The 18,718-nt window shown below is 53.2% G+C and carries 13 protein-coding genes, 1 other RNA gene and 1 pseudogene; 8 read left to right on the forward strand and 7 right to left on the reverse strand.

Translation table 11 applies throughout. The annotated features are described in order from the left end of the window. Window positions 1–20: 20 nt before the first annotated feature. Window positions 21–1,748 (reverse strand): SgrR family transcriptional regulator, encoded by a 1,728-nt coding sequence (locus tag SGBXF1_RS05135; protein WP_186427933.1) that lies wholly within the window; start codon window positions 1,746–1,748, stop codon window positions 21–23. A 104-nt stretch (window positions 1,749–1,852) separates the two neighbouring features. On the opposite strand from SGBXF1_RS05135, the gene cof reads away from it, so the two are divergent. After that, window positions 1,853–2,677, forward strand: a complete 825-nt coding sequence (gene cof / locus SGBXF1_RS05140) for an HMP-PP phosphatase (protein WP_186427934.1) — start codon at window positions 1,853–1,855, stop codon at window positions 2,675–2,677. Window positions 2,678–2,790: 113 nt separating this feature from the next. On the opposite strand, the gene SGBXF1_RS05145 is transcribed toward cof, so the two are convergent. Beyond that, complete coding sequence (locus SGBXF1_RS05145) at window positions 2,791–3,831, reverse strand: PLP-dependent cysteine synthase family protein (protein WP_037424359.1); 1,041 nt, start codon at window positions 3,829–3,831, stop codon at window positions 2,791–2,793. 123 nt (window positions 3,832–3,954) lie between these two features. Between SGBXF1_RS05145 and SGBXF1_RS05150 the strand changes: the two genes are divergently transcribed. The 5 genes from SGBXF1_RS05150 to amtB all read left to right on the forward strand — a co-directional run bounded on the left by SGBXF1_RS05150 (window position 3,955) and on the right by amtB (window position 10,280). After that, window positions 3,955–4,416 (forward strand): Lrp/AsnC family transcriptional regulator, encoded by a 462-nt coding sequence (locus SGBXF1_RS05150; protein WP_061806800.1) that lies wholly within the window; start codon window positions 3,955–3,957, stop codon window positions 4,414–4,416. 213 nt (window positions 4,417–4,629) lie between these two features. Then, the gene (locus SGBXF1_RS05155; RefSeq protein WP_186427935.1) at window positions 4,630–6,405 is read left to right on the forward strand and encodes a SmdA family multidrug ABC transporter permease/ATP-binding protein; all 1,776 of its coding nucleotides are present in this window, start codon (window positions 4,630–4,632) and stop codon (window positions 6,403–6,405) included. After that, window positions 6,398–8,176 (forward strand): SmdB family multidrug efflux ABC transporter permease/ATP-binding protein, encoded by a 1,779-nt coding sequence (locus tag SGBXF1_RS05160; protein ID WP_186427936.1) that lies wholly within the window; start codon window positions 6,398–6,400, stop codon window positions 8,174–8,176. Before SGBXF1_RS05155 ends, SGBXF1_RS05160 begins: the two co-directional genes overlap by 8 nt. Before the next feature lie 442 nt (window positions 8,177–8,618). Then, window positions 8,619–8,957 carry a P-II family nitrogen regulator gene (gene glnK, locus SGBXF1_RS05165; protein ID WP_012005549.1) on the forward strand — a complete coding sequence of 113 codons (339 nt, stop codon included), beginning with the start codon at window positions 8,619–8,621 and terminating at the stop codon, window positions 8,955–8,957. Between the two features lie 36 nt (window positions 8,958–8,993). Further along, entirely contained in the window at window positions 8,994–10,280 is a 1,287-nt protein-coding gene (amtB, locus tag SGBXF1_RS05170) for an ammonium transporter AmtB (protein ID WP_037425288.1), read from the forward strand. Window positions 10,281–10,372: 92 nt separating this feature from the next. Here the strand turns inward: amtB and tesB are convergent, their stop codons facing one another. Then, on the reverse strand, window positions 10,373–11,236 hold the full coding sequence (gene tesB, locus SGBXF1_RS05175) for an acyl-CoA thioesterase II (protein ID WP_037425284.1): 864 nt from the start codon (window positions 11,234–11,236) through the stop codon (window positions 10,373–10,375). 229 nt (window positions 11,237–11,465) lie between these two features. Here tesB and SGBXF1_RS05180 point away from each other — a divergent pair, with 229 nt between their 5' ends. Next, window positions 11,466–11,957, forward strand: a complete 492-nt coding sequence (locus SGBXF1_RS05180; protein ID WP_186427937.1) for a YbaY family lipoprotein — start codon at window positions 11,466–11,468, stop codon at window positions 11,955–11,957. Window positions 11,958–12,022: 65 nt separating this feature from the next. On the opposite strand, the gene SGBXF1_RS05185 is transcribed toward SGBXF1_RS05180, so the two are convergent. Beyond that, on the reverse strand, window positions 12,023–12,337 hold the full coding sequence (locus SGBXF1_RS05185) for an MGMT family protein (protein ID WP_037425277.1): 315 nt from the start codon (window positions 12,335–12,337) through the stop codon (window positions 12,023–12,025). 156 nt (window positions 12,338–12,493) lie between these two features. Between SGBXF1_RS05185 and ffs the strand changes: the two genes are divergently transcribed. Continuing rightward, an RNA gene (gene ffs, locus SGBXF1_RS05190) (signal recognition particle sRNA small type) lies at window positions 12,494–12,590 on the forward strand. 231 nt (window positions 12,591–12,821) lie between these two features. Here ffs and SGBXF1_RS05195 read toward each other — a convergent pair. The 3 genes and pseudogenes from SGBXF1_RS05195 to SGBXF1_RS05205 all read right to left on the reverse strand — a co-directional run bounded on the left by SGBXF1_RS05195 (window position 12,822) and on the right by SGBXF1_RS05205 (window position 18,627). Beyond that, window positions 12,822–14,798: an alkyl/aryl-sulfatase gene (locus tag SGBXF1_RS05195; protein WP_037425274.1), complete on the reverse strand. Its 1,977-nt coding sequence runs from the start codon at window positions 14,796–14,798 to the stop codon at window positions 12,822–12,824. A 599-nt stretch (window positions 14,799–15,397) separates the two neighbouring features. Next, window positions 15,398–16,741, reverse strand: a complete 1,344-nt coding sequence (locus SGBXF1_RS05200) for an NCS2 family permease (RefSeq protein WP_061806802.1) — start codon at window positions 16,739–16,741, stop codon at window positions 15,398–15,400. A 73-nt stretch (window positions 16,742–16,814) separates the two neighbouring features. Beyond that, window positions 16,815–18,627, reverse strand: a pseudogene (locus SGBXF1_RS05205) (adenine deaminase). Between the last annotated feature and the right edge of the window lie 91 nt (window positions 18,628–18,718).

An 18,718-nucleotide genomic window follows, 5' to 3' on the forward strand; every position in this document is an offset into this window, starting at 1 on the left:
CCGCAGGGGCACACCTGTGTTCAGTCTGCTGAGAGCAGTTCTGTATTTTTTACCGGCGGCGGCAACCAGGCTTGGCAGAAGTCGAACCAACCGTAGGCAGTCAGGGTAACGCCATGGATGCGTGGTGGCGCGCTGATTTGATACTGATAATGAAACAGGGGAGTGATGATCGCCGCTGTCATCAATTGCCGATAATAATCTTTTAACTGCTCATGACGCTGTTGCTGTGCTGGAAGCTGTTGGATCTTTTGTAGCGTCTGTTGCTGATGCTGCCAGCGAGAATCAGGCAGAATACCGCGCCACAGCGTATCTTGCCGTAGCCAGCTTTCTAATGTTGCCTCTGGCGACTCCCCAATTAGATTGTCCGCAAGTAGCAGGTCGGCCTGCTCGATTTGCTCGGCGCTTTGCCAGCGTTTGCCCGCGTAGTAGCGCACATCCAGTTCACAACCGTGTTGTGCCAACAGTTGCTGTAATGCAACGGTGACCGTTTCCAGCTCCACTGGGGGCCGGTACAACAATCTCAGCTTGGCTGGCAGGGCAATATCATCATCGACGTGATGTTGTGGGATCGCCCAACCGGGTAGCATTTCGTGGCTGGGGGTGATGACACTGTTTGGTACCGGCAGATTGGCCAGCAAACCGGATTGCTGGATTAACATCAGCAGCTTTTTCCCTTGTGCCTCACTGAGTACGCCGTGTTTTAAATTCACCGCCAGATAGCACCAACCCAGACTCATACTGCGTTGTACCGGTCGGGCCAGTGCCAGGTCTTCCTGTTGGCCAATGGTAATACGCACAGGGTGTTGGCAACTGGTATAAGCATCGCCGGTTTGCAGTTCCGGCGTGATCCAATACTCAATGCTCTCCAGATAAGGATGCTGCAAATGGTAAAACGCGTGTTGTTCCAATCGCACCAAATGTGGTTCGTTGAGCGTCAGTTTAAACGGGCCTGCACCAATGCTTGGCGTATCCGGATGCGTGAGCAGACAAGGCAACTCTGCCAGTCGGTGCGCCAGCCAGTAATCTGGATGCTGCAAATCAAACTGCAGGCACAGTGCATGCGGCAGACTGAGGGTGACAACGTTGGCCAGGCTGGGTTGGCTACGCGGATGTTTCAGCAGCTTTTCCAGCGTTTGCAGCAGTTGTTGCCCAGTCAAGGGGGCGCCGTTGTGCCAGCGCAATTGGCTGCGCAGAAAGAATTGCCAACGCAAACCGTCATGGCTGATTTGCCAGTGATGCGCCAGATCCGGTTGTGGCTCGGTATTACCGGTAATAAAGCGCGTCAGGCCGGCATGCAGAGTGGCGACCAAATGCTGTTCTGCACGGCCGGTGAGTGTCAGGGGATCCAGCGATTCCAGCGTCCGGTAGTAAGGGATACGCAGCGTTGGGCTGCCTGCCTGCCATTGGCCACCGAGATGTGGGTTGAGTAGTTTTTGTAAATGTTGTGGATCCAACTGCGCCATTTCCAATGCGCCCTGATGATCGCCATCATGTAACAGCCGTTGCAGGTGGGCGGCGCGGAGCTCATCGGGTGTTTTCAAACAATGCAGTCGTGCACGTTTGCCACGTCCGGGCTGCGACTGCCAGCTCAGCCAACCTTGATCCTGCAATTGCTGCACCAGGGTACGGGCATGACGCTCACTGCAATAGAACATGGCTGCCAGCTCGCTGATGGTGATAGCGACTGGCGTACCACCCAGTTGCTGGTACAGGCGTTGGTATTGGCTGAGGCGGTGGGTCAGGCGCATGATGGGAAATCCGGAACAGTTTTCCAGAATTGTTCACTATTACTTCCGTAAATACCATCCCATACTGCAGGGACTGTAATCGCGTTCACATTCACGAGGTCTTTATGTATCGCCTGGCGGCTTTTGATATGGATGGCACTTTGCTGACACCGGATCACCGGGTTGGGCCGGAAACTCTGGCGGTGCTAAAGCAGCTTGTTGAGCGGGAAATGGTCGTCACCTTCGCGACCGGGCGTCACTATCTGGATGCGCAGCCGATCATGGCGCAACTGGGCCTGCAAGGCTACCTGATTACCGGCAACGGTACGCGAGTCTATGACAATCAAGGGCAGCAGTTGCATGCCACCGATTTGCCTGCCGATATTGCCGAGGAGGTATTGCATACCTATTGGCGCACCGACGCCAGCATGCACGTATTCCGTGACGAAGGCTGGATGACGGAGTTCGCGGTGCCGGAGGAGATGTTACAGGCACACCATTTGAGTGGCTTCCACTACCAACTTACCGAAGTGCGGCGCTTGCCGGCGTTTGGCAACAGCAAGGTTTGTTTTGTTGGACCGCACGAAGAACTGCTGAAGCTTCAGGTGCAATTGCGACAGCATTTTGCGGCCCGTATCGACCTCTGCTTCTCCGCCTATGAATGTCTGGAGGTCTTGCCGTTAGGCTGCAATAAGGGCTCAGCGCTGGACACGTTAAGCCGTCATTTGGGGCTGAAAATGGCTGACTGCATGGCGTTTGGTGATGCGATGAACGACAAGGAGATGCTGGCGGCGGTAGGACACGGTGTGGTGATGGGGAATGCCCTGCCACAGTTAAAGTCATTATTGCCACAGCTACAGGTTATCGGGCACTGCGAACAGCAGGCAGTGGCTCACTATTTACAACATTGGCTGCGTTCACCTTACCTCACCTATTCCCCCGAATTATGAGGTTTTCCTTACAGCCAGCCGGGTATGACTTACCCGGCTTTTTTTATCCCCTCGGTGTTTCACGCCGCCATCTTGTGGGCCGCAACGCGAAATCTATGGGGAATGAGGCCGATTTACAGGTCAGCTAGTTGCGCCAGATACGGTTTCAGGTCGCCGATATTGTTGCTGACCCATTCTTCGTTGTAATAGGTATCCAAATAACGTTCGCCGCTATCGCACAACAAGGTGACGATCGAGCCTTGTTCGCCGTTTTCCCGCATCTGTTTTGCCAGCTGTAATGCACCCCAGACGTTAGTGCCGGTGGATGCGCCCACTTTGCGCCCCAATACCGTCTCCAGCCAATGGATAGTCGCAACGCTGGCGGCATCTGGCACACGTAGCATGCTATCGACCACGGAAGGGATAAATGATGGCTCGGCACGAGGGCGGCCAATGCCTTCAATCCGGCTGCCACAACTGCCAATAAGGGTGCGGTCACGCTGGTGGAAACAATCATAGAATACCGAGTTTTCCGGATCGACCACCGTCAGGCTTGTGTCGTGCCCCTGATAGCGGATATAGCGGCCCAGCGTTGCTGAGGTACCGCCGGTTCCGGCGCTCATGACGATGTGTTTAGGGACCGGGAACGGTTCGCGTGCCATTTGACGGAAAATACTGTCGGCGATGTTGTTGTTGCCACGCCAGTCGGTAGCACGCTCGGCGTAAGTGAACTGATCCATATAGTGACCGTTGAGCTCTTTCGCCAGTTGCTCGGAGACGGCGTAAATCTGCGCTGCATGATCGACGAAGTGGCAACGACCACCGTAGAACGCGATCTGCTCAACTTTGCGGCGTGCGGTACAAGAAGGCATCACAGCAATAAAAGGCAAGCCAATCAATCTGGCGAAGTAGGCTTCAGATACCGCTGTACTGCCGGAGGATGCTTCGATAATGGTGGTGTTTTCGGTGATCCAACCGTTACACAGGCCGTACAAGAACAGCGAGCGCGCCAAGCGGTGCTTCAGGCTGCCGGTCGGGTGCGTGCTCTCGTCTTTCAGGTACAGGCAGATACCGGGAAATTCAGGGAGGTTCAGGCGGATCAGGTGCGTGTCGGCGGAGCGTTGAAAATCCGCTTCTATTTCACCGATAGCATATTTTACCCAAGAATTTGTCATCATCTGGCCTCAGAATAGGGGAGCTTATTTACCGCATAATATAGCCTGCCGCTAAGAAAAAAGGATTGCCATTTTTCCTGTTTAATCGCCTAATGGGAGAAAATTATTCTCCTGGTTGACGATATGCTAGATAAAACAGACCGTAAATTACTTTGCATGCTGCAGCAGGACTGTACGCAGCCGCTACAGGCGCTGGCGGATGCGGTCAATCTCACATCGACACCCTGCTGGAAAAGGCTCAAACGGCTGGAAGAAGAGGGCTATATCCGTGGACGGGTTGCACTACTGGATAACGAAAAGCTCGGCCTGGGTCTGACAGCATTTGTGCTGATCAAAACCCAGCAGCACAGCAGTGAGTGGTATCAGCAGTTTGTGCAATTGACCAAGCAGATGCCGGAAGTGCTGGCATTCTATCGCATGGCGGGAGAATACGATTACCTGATGCAGGTGGAGGTGGCGGATATGAAGAGCTACGACAGCTTTTACAAACGCCTGGTGAACGGTGTGCCGGGGTTAATCGACGTCACTTCCAGCTTCGCGATGGAAAAAATCAAATACACCACTGCACTGCCGGTTCCTGAGTGAAAAGTTCACCAAATTGGCGAAGTAACGGTGGTATCCTACTCTGCTGAGGCAGAATAAGAGATGAACCAATACCTTTTGAATTTCAAGTTGCAGCGAAGCAACCCGTTCGCTCCCGCCAGGCGCTTACTCTGATAAGTAAATTGGCGAGCGAGTGCAGGCAACAATGCTACGGCTTGAAAGGTAATAGGTATTTAAATTCTGGAATAAAACTGCGTGAAATTATTTGCTCAAATCGGCTGGTATTTCCGCCGCGAGTGGCGCCGCTACCTCGGGGCCGTGGTGCTGCTGATCATCATTGCCATATTGCAATTGTTGCCGCCCAAGCTGGTGGGGATCATTGTGGATGGCATCACCGAAAAACAGATGTCCGGCGGGGTGCTGATGGCATGGCTGGGGCTGATGCTCGGTACTGCCGTGGTTGTTTACCTGCTGCGTTATGTGTGGCGGGTATTGCTGTTTGGCGCGTCCTATCAACTTGCCGTTGAGCTGCGTGAAAACTTCTACCGCCAACTTAGCCGTCAGAATCCGGCCTTCTATCTGCGTCACCGCACGGGTGATCTGATGGCGCGTGCCACCAACGATGTCGATCGTGTGGTGTTCGCTGCCGGTGAAGGGGTGTTAACGCTGGTCGATTCGCTGGTGATGGGATTGGCCGTGCTGGTCGTCATGAGCACCCAAATTAGCTGGCAACTGACCCTGCTATCGCTCATTCCTATGCCGATCATGGCGATAGTCATCAAATATTATGGCGATCAGTTGCACCAGCGTTTTAAATCAGCGCAGGCCGCGTTCTCCAGCCTGAACGATCAGGCGCAAGAAAGCATGACCAGTATCCGGATGATCAAGGCGTTTGGCCTGGAAGATCACCAGTCCAATCAGTTTGCTGAAGTGGCTGCCCAAACTGGCGCTAAAAATATGCATGTGGCGCGGGTGGATGCCCGTTTTGACCCGACGATTTATATCGCCATCGGTACTGCCAATCTGTTGGCCATCGGCGGCGGCAGTTGGATGGTAGTGAACGGCTCGATGACGCTGGGTCAACTAACCAGCTTTGTGATGTACCTCGGCCTGATGATTTGGCCCATGCTGGCGCTGGCCTGGATGTTCAACATTGTCGAGCGCGGTAGCGCAGCCTATAGCCGTATTCGCAGTTTGTTGGACGAAGCACCTGCGGTGACAGATGGCGAGCATAGGTTGCCGGCTGGACGCGGTACTCTGGCCGTTGATATCCGGGCGTTCCACTATCCTGGCAATACGCACCCGACACTGCACGATGTGACATTGAAGCTGGAGCCAGGGCAAATGCTTGGCCTGTGCGGCCCGACCGGTGCCGGTAAATCGACGTTGTTGTCGTTGATCCAGCGTCAGTTTGATATTGATGATGGCCAGATCAGTTATCAGGGGTTGCCATTGACTCAGGTGAAGCTCGACGATTGGCGTTCACGCTTGTCCGTGGTTAGCCAGACGCCGTTCTTGTTCTCAGACAGCGTGGCGAACAATATCGCGCTGGGCAATCCGGGGGCAACGCAGGAACAAATTGAGCGAGCAGCTCGGCTGGCCAGTGTGCATGACGACATTCTGCGCCTGCCTCAAGGCTATGAAACCGAAGTAGGCGAGCGTGGCGTGATGCTTTCCGGTGGGCAGAAGCAGCGTATCTCTATTGCCCGCGCCTTGTTGCTGGATGCGGAAATCCTGATCCTTGATGATGCGCTGTCGGCGGTGGATGGCCGTACTGAACATCAAATCCTGCATAATCTGCGTAGCTGGGGACAAAACCGTACGGTGATTATCAGCGCACACCGGCTATCGGCATTGACCGAAGCCAGTGAGATTCTGGTGATACAGCACGGTGGCGTGGCGCAACGTGGCCAGCATGCGTCTCTGGCGGCACAGCCGGGTTGGTATCGCGATATGTATCGTTATCAGCAACTGGAAGCAGCGCTGGATGAGGCTCCTGAAGGCAGTGAGGAGATGTTAACCAATGAATAAGGTGCAAAAGCTGTGGCCGACGCTGAAACGGTTGCTGGCTTATGGATCGCCGTACCGCAAACCGCTGGGGTTGGCGGTATTAATGCTGTGGGTCGCAGCTGCGTCGGAAGTCGCCGGACCCATTCTGGTCAGTTACTTTATCGATAACTATGTCGCCAAGGGCCAATTGCCGTTGATGATCGTCTGTGGGTTGGCCGCTGCTTACATTCTGTTGGAGTTGCTGGCGGCGGCTTTGCATTATTTTCAGGCATTGCTGTTCAACCAGGCGGCGGTTGGGGTGGTTCAACGTCTGCGTACGGATGTGATGGATGCTGCGTTACGCCAACCGCTGAGTGCCTTTGATACACAGCCGGTCGGTCAGTTGATCTCGCGGGTAACCAATGACACGGAAGTGATCAAAGATCTGTACGTGATGGTTGTGTCCACCGTGTTGAAAAGCGCCGCGCTGATTGGTGCCATGCTGGTAGCAATGTTCAGTCTCGACTGGCGTATGGCGCTGGTGGCGATCTGCATCTTCCCGGCGGTGTTTGTGGTGATGGGGATTTATCAGTATTACAGCATACCGATTGTACGCCGGGTACGTAGCTATCTGGCGGACATTAACGATGGCTTTAACGAAGTGATCAACGGTATGGGGGTGATTCAGCAGTTCCGTCAGCAGATCCGCTTTGGTGAGCGCATGAGCGCCGCAAGCCGTTCTCATTACACTGCGCGTATGCAAACCCTCAGGTTGGATGGTTTCCTTCTGCGCCCACTGCTCAGCCTGTTTTCGGCGTTAGTGCTGTGTGGTTTGCTGATGCTGTTCGGTTTCAGTGGTGAGGGGGCAATTGGTGTCGGGGTGCTGTATGCCTTTATCAACTATTTGGGCCGTCTGAATGAGCCGTTGATTGAGCTGACGTCGCAGCAATCTATCCTGCAGCAGGCGGTGGTTGCCGGTGAACGTATTTTTGAACTGATGGATCGTCAGCAACAGAGTTACGGCACGGATGAACGTCCGCTGGAAAGCGGGCGCATAGATATTGACGATCTGAGCTTTGCCTACCGCGATGACAAAAAGGTGCTGCAGCATATTTCGTTGTCAGTACCCTCCCGCGGTTTCGTGGCGCTGGTCGGGCATACCGGCAGCGGTAAGAGTACGTTAGCCAACTTGTTGATGGGCTACTACCCCGTTAACCAGGGAGAGGTGAGTCTCGATGGACGTCCGCTAGCCAGTCTGTCACACCGTACGTTGCGACAAGGTGTGGCGATGGTGCAGCAGGATCCGGTGGTGATTGCCGAGTCAGTACTTGCCAACGTGACGCTGGGACGCAATATCAGTGAGGAAGCGGTCTGGCAAGCGCTGGAAATGGTTCAACTGGCTGAGCTGGTGCGCGGTTTCCCGCAAGGTATTCACACGCGTTTGGGTGAGCAGGGTAACAATCTTTCCGTGGGTCAGAAACAGCTATTGGCGATGGCCAGAGTGCTGGTGCAGGCTCCGCAGATCTTGATCCTCGACGAGGCGACCGCCAACATCGACTCAGGCACTGAACAAGCGATCCAACGGGCGCTGCGGTTGATACGCGAACATACCACGTTGGTGGTGATCGCCCACCGCCTGTCGACCATTGTGGATGCAGATACTATTCTGGTACTGCATCGTGGTCAGGCTGTCGAGCAGGGCAATCATCAGCAACTGCTGGCGCAGCAAGGGCGTTACTACCAGATGTATCAGCTGCAACTGGTTGGTGAAGAGCTGGCTGCCGCCAACCGCGAAGAAACACAAACTGCATGATTTCTGAGGCCGCTTTAGCGGCCTCAGACTGCTGACAAAGCCCGTTATTAGGGAGAGCGTGCTGAAGGGGTCGTAGCGGCTTGCCCGCCGGAGCGCCCCTCGGTGCGCTAGGCCCGGGTATCTCAGATTCAAAGATAACGTTGTCATCAAACTCAGGCCGCTTTAGCGGCCTCGTTCTATTCTCACCACGCACCACAATCAAGCATCGCTGCGTTTTAAATCCCTTTCTCTGCACTTTTACGACGCGTCACGCACCAAAATAGTGCGCAATATTTAATCAATTGCCTGTGCGCTAGCCTACCGTTGGCTAACGGTGTTGCGTTATAGCCCTGCCCAGTCAGTTAATTTGCTGAATTAGCGTACAAAACCATTTGTGGCATAGCCTTTGCTTTATAAGACTCGTATCCGGGGTGAGTTTGGGCTTAATTCGTGGAGGGGCAATATGAAGCTGGTGACCGTGGTGATTAAACCATTCAAGCTGGAGGACGTGCGTGAAGCCCTATCCTCTGTAGGTATTCAGGGGCTGACCGTAAGCGAAGTGAAAGGCTTTGGTCGCCAGAAAGGGCATGCTGAGCTGTATCGCGGCGCTGAGTACAGCGTCAACTTCTTACCCAAAGTTAAAATCGACATTGCTATCGCTGACGACCAGTTAGATGAAGTAGTTGATGTCATTAGTAAAGCTGCCTATACCGGCAAAATAGGTGACGGCAAAATTTTCGTTGCCGAATTGCAACGTGTCATTCGCATTCGCACCGGCGAAACAGATGAAGCAGCACTGTAATCACAGGCTCAGTAAAGTAATGGGGATGGATTGATAATGAAAAAACTTTTATCCATGTTGGGCCTGAGTACGGTAACCATGGTTCCTTCTTTGGCCCTGGCCGCTCCGGCGGTCGCAGACAAGGCTGACAACGCCTTCATGATGATTTGCACCGCTTTGGTGCTGTTCATGACCTTGCCGGGTGTGGCGTTGTTTTACGGTGGTTTGCTGCGTTCCAAAAACGTGCTTTCCATGTTGACCCAAGTGACGGTCACCTTTGCTCTGGTGTGCGTGTTGTGGGTGCTTTATGGCTACAGCCTGGCTTTCAGCGAAGGTAACGCATTCTTCGGTGGCTTCCAGACGGCGATGCTGAAAGGCATCGGTATCGACAGCGTTACCGGTACTTTTAACCAGATGATCCACGTGGCGTTCCAGTGTTCGTTCGCCTGTATTACCGTCGCGTTGGTGGTGGGGGGCTTTGCTGAGCGTATCCGCTTTTCTGCGGTGGTGATCTTTGCGGCTATTTGGTTCACCATTTCTTACCTGCCGATTGCCCACATGGTGTGGGGCGGCGGTTTCCTGGCCACTGACGGCGCGCTGGATTTTGCCGGCGGTACTGTTGTGCACATCAACGCCGCCAGTGCCGGACTGGTTGGTGCTTATCTGCTGGGCAAGCGTGCCGGTTTCGGCAAGGAAGCTTTCAAACCGCACAACCTGCCAATGGTATTTACCGGGGCTTCTATCTTGTACATCGGCTGGTTCGGCTTTAACGCCGGTTCTGCCAGCGCGGCTAACGGCATTGCGGCACTGGCGTTCCTCAATACCGTAGTGGCCACCGCAGGTGCGATCCTCTCCTGGACCTTTGCCGAATGGATTGTTCGTGGCAAGCCTTCACTGTTGGGCGCTTGTTCCGGCATGATCGCCGGGCTGGTTGCCATCACGCCGGCTGCGGGCACCGTGGGCGTTGGCGGGGCGTTGATTATCGGTCTGATTGGCGGTATTGCCGGCCTGTGGGGCGTGGTCACGCTGAAGAAATGGCTGAAGGTCGATGATACCTGTGATGTGTTCGGTGTGCATGGTGTGTGTGGCATCGTTGGCTGCCTGCTGACGGGGGTATTTACCTCTGCATCACTGGGCGGTACCGGTTACGCGGAAGGCGTTACCATGGCCCATCAGGTATGGATCCAGTTATTGAGTGTAGTTATCACCCTAGTCTGGTCCGGTGTGGCTGCCTTTATTGCCTTCAAAGTGGCGGGCGCCATTGTTGGCCTGCGCGTCCCAGAAGAGCAAGAACGCGAAGGTCTGGACGTTAACAGTCATGGTGAGAGTGCCTATAACCAATAAGCCTTAAAGAAGAGCGGTGCGCTGAATAACTAGAAAATAATGATGATGCAAAAAGGGCGATGAAGACATCGCCCTTTTTCTTTGGTGGAAGATTAAGCTTCGCGTTGGCGGATCACGCCTTCCTGTACTGTAGTTGCAACCAGCACGCCATCACGGGTATAGAATTGGCCGCGTACAAAGCCACGGGCGCCAGAAGCAGAAGGGCTCTCCACGACGTACAGCAACCAGTCATCCATGCGGAATGGACGGTGGAACCACATTGAGTGGTCGATCGTCGCGACCTGCATGCCAGGTTCCAGGAACCCGACGCCGTGTGGCTGTAGCGCGGTTGGCAGGAAGTTGAAATCAGACGCATAGCCGAGCAAATACTGGTGGATACGCAGATCGTCCGGCATGGTGCCATTGGCGCGGAACCATACGTAACGGTTCGGTTCTTCCACGCTGCCTTTCAATGGGTTATGGAATTTGACCGGGCGCATTTCAATCGGTTTCTGCCCGATAAACTTCTCACGCACTTTGTCTGGCAACATGTGTGACAGCTTCTGGGCAATCTCCGATTCAGACATCAATCCTTCCGGAGGCGGCACATCTGGCATGGTGTTCTGGTGCTCAAACCCGTCTTCTGGGCTTTGGAAAGAGGCCGTCATGTAGAAGATTGGTTTACCGTGCTGAATAGCGCTGACGCGGCGGGCGCTGAAGCTGTTGCCGTCACGCAGAATTTCCACGTCATAAATAATTGGCTTACTGCTGTCGCCGGGACGCAGGAAATAGCTGTGGAATGAGTGCACGCTGCGTTCAGCCGGCACGGTTTGCTTGGCGGCATACAGCGCCTGACCAACGACTTGGCCGCCGAATACTTGACGTAGTCCCAGGTCTTCGCTTTGACCACGGAACAACCCTTCTTCAATTTTTTCCAGATCCAGCAGATCTAGGAGGTTTTGCAGTGCCTGGCTCATAAAATTACTACCCTTTTATAATCATTTTGAGCAGTGTGCGGAATATCACGGCAAGACGTCAATATATTGCGTTAAAGCACAGGGAAAATGGACTGAATACTGAGCATTATTAGAGGGCTAAATGATTAATAGGCAGGACTAAATGGATTTTTCAGTGTTTTGTGCTAAGTTTAATGAGTGCGGTGGTGAAAGCCACCAACATGTTGATAATAAAAAAGGAGACCGATCCATGAAACTCTGGCAAATCGTAGGTGGAGCAGCAGCATTAACGATCACCCTGGCGGGCTGTGCCCAAAAGAGTGCGAAAGTGCCTACACCGACCGCGGCAAACCCAGCGATTGCGCAAACGCAGATTCAGGGCCCGGCGGTGACTGGTTCGGTTAACATTCGCCAGCGCATAGCGCTGCCACCGGATGCGGTACTGACAGTCACGCTCTCTGATGCCTCCCTGGCGGATGCGCCATCTAAAGTGATCGCCCAGCGTGCGGTTCGCACTGAGGGCAAGCAGGCGCCGTTTAATTTTGTACTGCCGTACAATCCGGCCGACATACAGCCTAATGCGCGCATTATCCTAAGCGCGGCGATTACGGTAAATGGTCAGATGACCTTTATTACCGACACGATCCAGGAAGTGGTTAATCGTAATGGCACCCGTGCCGACCTGCTGTTAGTTCCCGTGCAGGGCATTCCGGTTCAGGCAACGCCAACAACGATGCCGTAATTCTGCATTCCTGATGCAGTAAACTATCAACAGCCTTTGCGCTCTGGCCAAAGGCTGTTTTGTTCTTACCAGCGCCAGCCGTAAATCAGCAGATCAACCGTGCTGTGTTTGCCGAAGATAATTCCCTCCTCAAGCAATGCTTGTCGTTGGCGTTGGAAATCCTCACCTTGCTGCGAAATTTGCCCGTGCCGGTTAATTACCCTATGCCAGGGTAGGCTGCTGCCTTCAGGCAGACGCCTGAGTACACCGCCGACTTGCCGAGCTGCACGCGGTGAGCCAGCCAGCTGTGCAACTTCTCCATAGGTCGTGACCTTGCCATAGGGAATGGCAGCCACCACGTGGAAAACGCGTTGGCTGAAGGAGGCGTCTTCTGGTTCCATTGTTGTCTTCCTGCGCGAGTAAAACCCCAGGCCAAGAGTGTGCCACAGACAAGGTGGGTAAGAAAACAGCGGTTGGCCCGGGTTGGCTTGCTATTTGGCGGGGCATCGCCGATAATGCCCACCGCTTCAGAGTACAGAAGCCGTCAATGGGGGCCCTGTTGGTTCTCCCGCAACACTAACTTGTGAACTCGGTCAGATCCGGAAGGAAGCAGCCGTAGCAGGTGACGTGTGTGCCGGGATGTAGCTGGCAGGGCCTCCACCAATTTCTAAGCCCTATCGCCTTTTCCCCGTCATTATTTTTAGCACTCTCTCTGCACTCAACAACACGCAAGCTCAACGTAGAAAACATAGCCACAGAAAGTGGTGGTGAACTGCCAGAAGCGCTCTAAATGCGCAAATGGGGCGGGATAATTTACCGCGGCGTGTGAACTTCCGATATGTTTCGGATGTACCCTGCGACGTAGAAAGCCGCAGGGCATGAGTGTTACGGAGTTACAATATTGAACCAGAATTCAAAGTTATCCATATAGCCTAACATTTCGTCCATTTTTGCTCCGTTCCCCGTCACCTTCACTTCTCCCTTATCTTCCGCCTGTTTTAGCGTTTCCTCCTTGAGGATGATTTTATTCAACGTGTCGCGATTAAGGGTGAGGGTCGCATCGGCATCTTTGGCTTCGGCATTGGCGGTGTGATTTAGCACCCCGTTTTCCAGTTCCAGCTTGTACTTGCCACCATCATTACCAAGATCAATGTTAAACACGGCTTTGGCCTTGCCCGCCTTTTCTCCGTTGATATGCACCGCCAGGAAGTCAAAGAACATTTCCGGCGTCATCGCTCGCACGGTATCTGGGCTGGCGGTATTCGGGGTTGGTCCTTTCACCACGCCGTTACGCAGTTCTTGCGCGCCAGTGAGATAGAAGTTACGCCATGGACCAGATTCAGCCTGATAGCCCAGTTGTTCCAAAGCATCGGCTTCAAGATTGCGCGCATCCTGATTCTTCGGATCGGCAAAGACTATTTTACTGACCACCTGAGCAACCCAACGATAGTTGCCTTGATCAAAGTCGGTTTTGGCTTTTTTGAGAATGGCGTCAGCGCCCCCCATGTAATCGACAAATTTTTTCGCAGCTTCTTCTGGAGGTAGCTCGTCCAGTGTTGCCGGATTGCCGTCAAACCAGCCAAGATAGAGCACATATGTTGCTTTAACATCATGGCTTACAGAACCATAGTAGCCCCGGTTCGCCCAGGTTTTTGCCAAGCTGTCCGGCAGTTTGAAGTTCGCGGCTATTTCATCACGGGTGAGGCCTTCATTCGCCATCCGTAGGGTCTGGTCGTTAATATAGCGGTAAAGATCACGCTGGCTTTTAAGAAGGTTTACGACATTCTCGTTACCCCAGGTTGGCCAGTGATGCTGAGCCATAATGATTTCTGCTTTATCACCCCAGCGAACTATCGCTTCATTGATATATTTCGACCAAGGTAGAGGTTCGCGAATTTTTGCGCCACGCAGGGAATAGGTATTGTGCAGCGTATGGGTCACATCTTCTGCCGCTTCGATGAGCTTCTTCTCTTCGATAAACCACAGCATCTCTGATGGGGCTTCAGAGCCTGGTGCCAGCATGAAATCATAGGTAAGACCGTCGATAACCTCCTTTTGCCCATCTTTTTCAATGATGTTGGTTGGGGCTATCAGGGTAACGGTACCCGCCGATGTGGTTGTGCCCAACCCGGCACCCACCTGGCCTTTAGCGTCCGGTTTAAGCAGGTTGCCGTACATATAGCTGGCGCGGCGGCTCATGACGTTACCCGCCATGATGTTTTCCGCCACGGCGGCTTCCATAAAACCGGCAGGCGCATAGACTTTCACTTTGCCTGACTTAACATCTGCTTCATCGACAACACCTCTCACGCCGCCATAGTGGTCAACGTGGCTATGGGTGTAGATGATGGCGACAACAGGTTTTTTCCCTCGATTTTTATAATAGAGATCCATACCTACTTTGGCGGTTTCTGCTGAAACCAACGGGTCGACTACGGTTACTCCCTCTTTACCTTCAATGATGGTCATGTTGGAGAGGTCTAAGTTACGGATCTGGTAAACGCCATCCGTCACCTCGAATAACCCACTGATATTAATCAACTGAGACTGACGCCACAGGCTCGGATTAACGGTGTCGGGGGATTTTTCGCCTTCCTTGATGAATGCATATTGCTGCGGATTCCAGATCACATTGCCTTGTTCACCTTTAATAACCTCGGTTGGCAAAGGAGCAATAAAGCCTTTATGAGCGTTAGCAAAGTCGGTGTTATCAGAAAAGGGGAGTTGATCGTACAGTGCGTCATTCGCTTGCTTGGTTGCGGAGGCTGCGTCTTTCGGCGCAACTTCAGCCCAGGATGGGACAGTGACGGTCGAGAGTACGCCCGCTAATGCCAGTCGTCTCATGATTGGTGTTAATTTCATTGGAATCCCCGTTGAGGTTTAGATGGCGAAATATCAATAACTGTGGTTTCCCTTGTAACGATTTGTAACTCAAATATTAAATGTAATAGATGATTAAGATTGAGCAAGTTTAAATAAAAAGAGCATCGCTGATAGATGATTTGACGAAAGAGGCTTAACTTACTACATGGGAAGTGTTGTTTTTTTTTAACGAGCTGGCGTCGTTTTTGATGTTTTGATTGAGTTTTTGAGTCTTTACCTTCCTGCGTTATGAATAAATACCCTTTAAAATCATTGCATTGTATTTTTATTCTCTTTTCGTTTTGTATTTTTTCTTGGTTTCTTTATGTTTTTAATCTCATGTAGGAATTTTATTAATATTTTTATTGTCTTAACGGGTTTGTAATGGTTATTTTTATAATTGATATTTTCATGATAACAGGGGGGAATGATCGAATTTTTCATTATGGATAGGAAAACGAGTAAAATAGAATGTTTCAGATTAGAGATAAGAACGGAAGTTAGGGGATACTGCTATTTGATAGGGAGTCAATAAAAGTGGTTTTGCGCGGAAACTGTTAACGTGTTGCGCTGGGTTTCTACAGCGCAACACGTCAATCTTAGTGTCTAACCAGCGTAGCGAAATAGTACGCCAGTGGGATCGCCAGTAGATAAAGACCCACAGGCACTTCACGCCACTTACCGGCAATCACCTTGATAATGATATAGAACAGCAACCCACCTGCGATGCCAGTACCAAAGCTGTTGGCGATCAATGTGATCATCACCATCATCAGTACCGGCAGGCCGTCGGTAAAGTTGGCCAAGTCGACTTTGCGCAACCCGCTGAACATATTCAGGCCGATCAAAATCAGCGCTGGTGCAGTCGCTTCTTTCGGGATCATCAGGGCAACCGGCGTGAACAGTAGCATCAGTAAAAACATCACCGCCGCAGCGAGTGCGGTTAGCCCGGTTTTTCCGCCAGCTTCGGCGGCTGCTGAAGACTCGATCAGCGCTGTGGCGGCAGGAATACCGACACAGGGACCGAGGGCTGCGGCGATAGAGTCCACCATGAAGGGGCGGTTGATGTGCGGCATATTACCGTGCTCGTCCAGCAATCCGGCTTCCCCCCCCACGGCCAGCGTCGTGCCCATGGTTGAGAAAAACTCCGAAGCGAAAAACACAAACAGATAGGGTAAGAAGGCAATATTCAATGCGCCGATCAGATCGACATGGCCGAATACTGGGGCCAATGAATGCGGCATCGCCATCAGGCTGGTTGGCAGATGTGTTACGCCGAATGGGATACCGACCAGAGTAGCGAACAGGATCGCCCAGAGAATAGCGCCGGGAATGCGCCGGGCCTGTAGAGCAATCGCCAAAAACAGGCCACACAATGCAATCAATGCACCGGGCGCAGTGAAGTCACCCAGCATCAGCGCATTGGATTTTGCGTTGGCCAGTACCAACCCGGCGTTGCGGAACCCCAGTATCGCGACAAACAGCCCGATAGAGGCCGTTAGCCCAAGCTTGATCGATTGCGGTACCGAGCGAGTGACGACTTCACGCAGCCCTAACCGGGTTAAGACGAAAAACAAAATACCTGACCAGCAAGCGATACCCAGACCAATTTGCCAACTGATGCCTTCACTGCCAGCCAGTGTCACGCCCACCAGCACTGAACCGCCGATACCCGGCCCAACAATAAACGGCAGATTACCGTAAAATGCCATCAGCAAGGTACCCAACACGAACACCAGAATGGTGCCTGTGGTGACTGCGCCTTTATCCATACCCCCGACGGCCAGTAATCCGGGGATCACGACCAGCAGATAGGCTGCGGCCAGAAAACCGGTGATCCCGGCCAGGCATTCGGTTTTGACACTACTTTGCCGCGCGTGCAGTTGAAAACGCCGCTGCAGCCAGCCCCCTGGTGTTGGAGCAGGTACTGAATTTTCTGCCATGAAGGCAATCTCCTGTCGCTATACCTGTCGTATCTCAAGCGGAACGGCCTGGCCGCAGCTTGAAATCTATAGGTTATCTGTTGTTATTATGTTTGTTTTTATGCTGGTGTTTCCCAGCAGGCGATCAGTGGATCGACAATCTGGCGCGTTGTGCCGTCAGTCAGGCCGAGATCGGTCAGGTGTGGTCCGGCGTTGCATGCCAGGCACGTGCCTTCTATTGCTTTGAAAACCCGGTAAGGCGGTTCCCAATCAGCGATCTGTGCGCTCATATCGCGCAGATTTCTAAACTGTTGTGCCAATTCGGTCGCGGGCAGGTCCGAAAGCATGCCGGCAATCGGCATCGCCACCTGTGCCAGGATTTTGCCGTTTTGACTTAAGGCCATGCCGCCGCCAGTGGCGATTAGGGCATTGGCGGCCTGCGCCATATCGGCAGGATCACGCCCCAGTACCACCAGATTGTGTGAGTCATGCGAATAACTGGTGGCGATAGCGCCACGCAATTCACCCCAACCCTCCAGCAGTGCCAGTTGTGGCGTGGCTTGGTGACGACCATGACGGTGCTGAACCCAAATCAGGCTAAAGCCATCTGGAATCTGTACGTTACCGTCACGTACTTCGACCGTTGTTTCTCCCCACTGGGTAAAACGAGCCCCCTTAATGTGACGCAGAGTCGCTTTGCCATGGTGGATGGCGGGAATCTTCAGTATGAAATCGTCTGCAACCAGCGGTTGCAGTTGTAAGGTATTACGTGGTGCTGCGACATTCGGGTTAGCGTTGAGGGGGGCCAGCATCTTGCCGTCTTGTGCCATCAGTTTCCCTGCGACGTAGACCTGCCGCGCGCACAATGACTCCAGCGAATCAAATACCACCAGATCAGCGATGCGGCCTGCCGCAATCAACCCGAGATCATTGCGTTGTAAGCGGATGGCGGCATTGAGCGTAGCCATGCGTAGTACATAAGTTGCCGGCAACCCCTGTTCGATCAGCATATTAAGCAACGCCACAATGCCGCCTTTTTCCAGCAGCATGTCGGGTGGCACATCGTCGGTGCACACGGTGACTTGTGAGGATAGGTGCGGGAGCGTTTTCAGTGCTGTGACGATCTCTGGTAGCAGGTAAGGGTGAGACCCTCTTATTTCTAATGTCAGGCCCGCGCGTAATTTTTCCAGCGCATCTGCGCCGGAGGTCAGTTCGTGGTCAGAAGTAACACCCGCTGCCAGATAGGCTTGTAGTTGAGCACCGCTCAACCCACGTGCATGGCCTTCAATCAACTTGCCGCTATTTAGCCCTGCATCAAGGATTTCGAGCATGCGCTCGCTGCCATTGAGTACGCCATGCATATCCATGACTTCTGCGACACCGCCGACTTCCGGCCATGCCAGCATGGTTTCCATCTCTTGACCGCCAAAGTCAGCGCCAGACATTTCTAATCCCGGCGTGGAAGGTACGCTCGAGGGCGCAGCGCAGATCACCCGGAGCGGCAAGCCTCGGCTGGCATCGACGGCATAACGCACGCCAGCAACGCCGAGTACGTTGGCCAGCTCGTGCGGATCCCAGAAGATCGTCGTGGTCCCTTGGGCGACGACGATCTCAGCGTAGCGTTCTGGTGGCAGGTGCGAGCTTTCAACATGCACGTGGGTGTCGATCAGCCCAGGGCTCAGGTAAGCGCCAGCCAAATCTTGTGTCAGTAAGGCGTCAGTCATTGTGCGGCAGGGGTGAACACTGGCAATCAATGAGCCAACGATGCCGACATCAGCGTGGCGAATCTCACCGGTTGCCATGTCAATTAACGCGGCGTTTGTCAGCAGTAAATCGAAAGGAAGTTGGCCTAATGCGGCTTTCACCGCACGCTGGCGTTCGCCCGCGCTGGTGTAATGAGTGGTCATGGTAATTACCCGGCATAATGACAGGGTTGTTACTCTAGGCGGGCGGGGGGACTTTGCACAGATGATTTAATTTATCGCCTGATAAGAAACG

This window comes from Serratia grimesii (genome assembly GCF_900186025.1).
Lineage (GTDB): Bacteria > Pseudomonadota > Gammaproteobacteria > Enterobacterales > Enterobacteriaceae > Serratia > Serratia grimesii.

Bases quoted from the DNA above. Each gene is read 5' to 3' on its own strand.
- SGBXF1_RS05150 (WP_061806800.1), top strand. From the start codon at position 3,955: ATGCTAGATAAAACAGACCGTAAATTACTTTGCATGCTGCAGCAGGAC.
- amtB (WP_037425288.1), top strand. From the start codon at position 8,994: ATGAAAAAACTTTTATCCATGTTGGGCCTGAGTACGGTAACCATGGTT.
- SGBXF1_RS05185 (WP_037425277.1), bottom strand. From the start codon at position 12,337: ATGGAACCAGAAGACGCCTCCTTCAGCCAACGCGTTTTCCACGTGGTG.
- tesB (WP_037425284.1), bottom strand. From the start codon at position 11,236: ATGAGCCAGGCACTGCAAAACCTCCTAGATCTGCTGGATCTGGAAAAA.
- SGBXF1_RS05180 (WP_186427937.1), top strand. From the start codon at position 11,466: ATGAAACTCTGGCAAATCGTAGGTGGAGCAGCAGCATTAACGATCACC.
- SGBXF1_RS05200 (WP_061806802.1), bottom strand. From the start codon at position 16,741: ATGGCAGAAAATTCAGTACCTGCTCCAACACCAGGGGGCTGGCTGCAG.
- SGBXF1_RS05160 (WP_186427936.1), top strand. From the start codon at position 6,398: ATGAATAAGGTGCAAAAGCTGTGGCCGACGCTGAAACGGTTGCTGGCT.
- SGBXF1_RS05195 (WP_037425274.1), bottom strand. From the start codon at position 14,798: ATGAAATTAACACCAATCATGAGACGACTGGCATTAGCGGGCGTACTC.
- glnK (WP_012005549.1), top strand. From the start codon at position 8,619: ATGAAGCTGGTGACCGTGGTGATTAAACCATTCAAGCTGGAGGACGTG.
- SGBXF1_RS05135 (WP_186427933.1), bottom strand. From the start codon at position 1,748: ATGCGCCTGACCCACCGCCTCAGCCAATACCAACGCCTGTACCAGCAA.
- SGBXF1_RS05145 (WP_037424359.1), bottom strand. From the start codon at position 3,831: ATGACAAATTCTTGGGTAAAATATGCTATCGGTGAAATAGAAGCGGAT.
- cof (WP_186427934.1), top strand. From the start codon at position 1,853: ATGTATCGCCTGGCGGCTTTTGATATGGATGGCACTTTGCTGACACCG.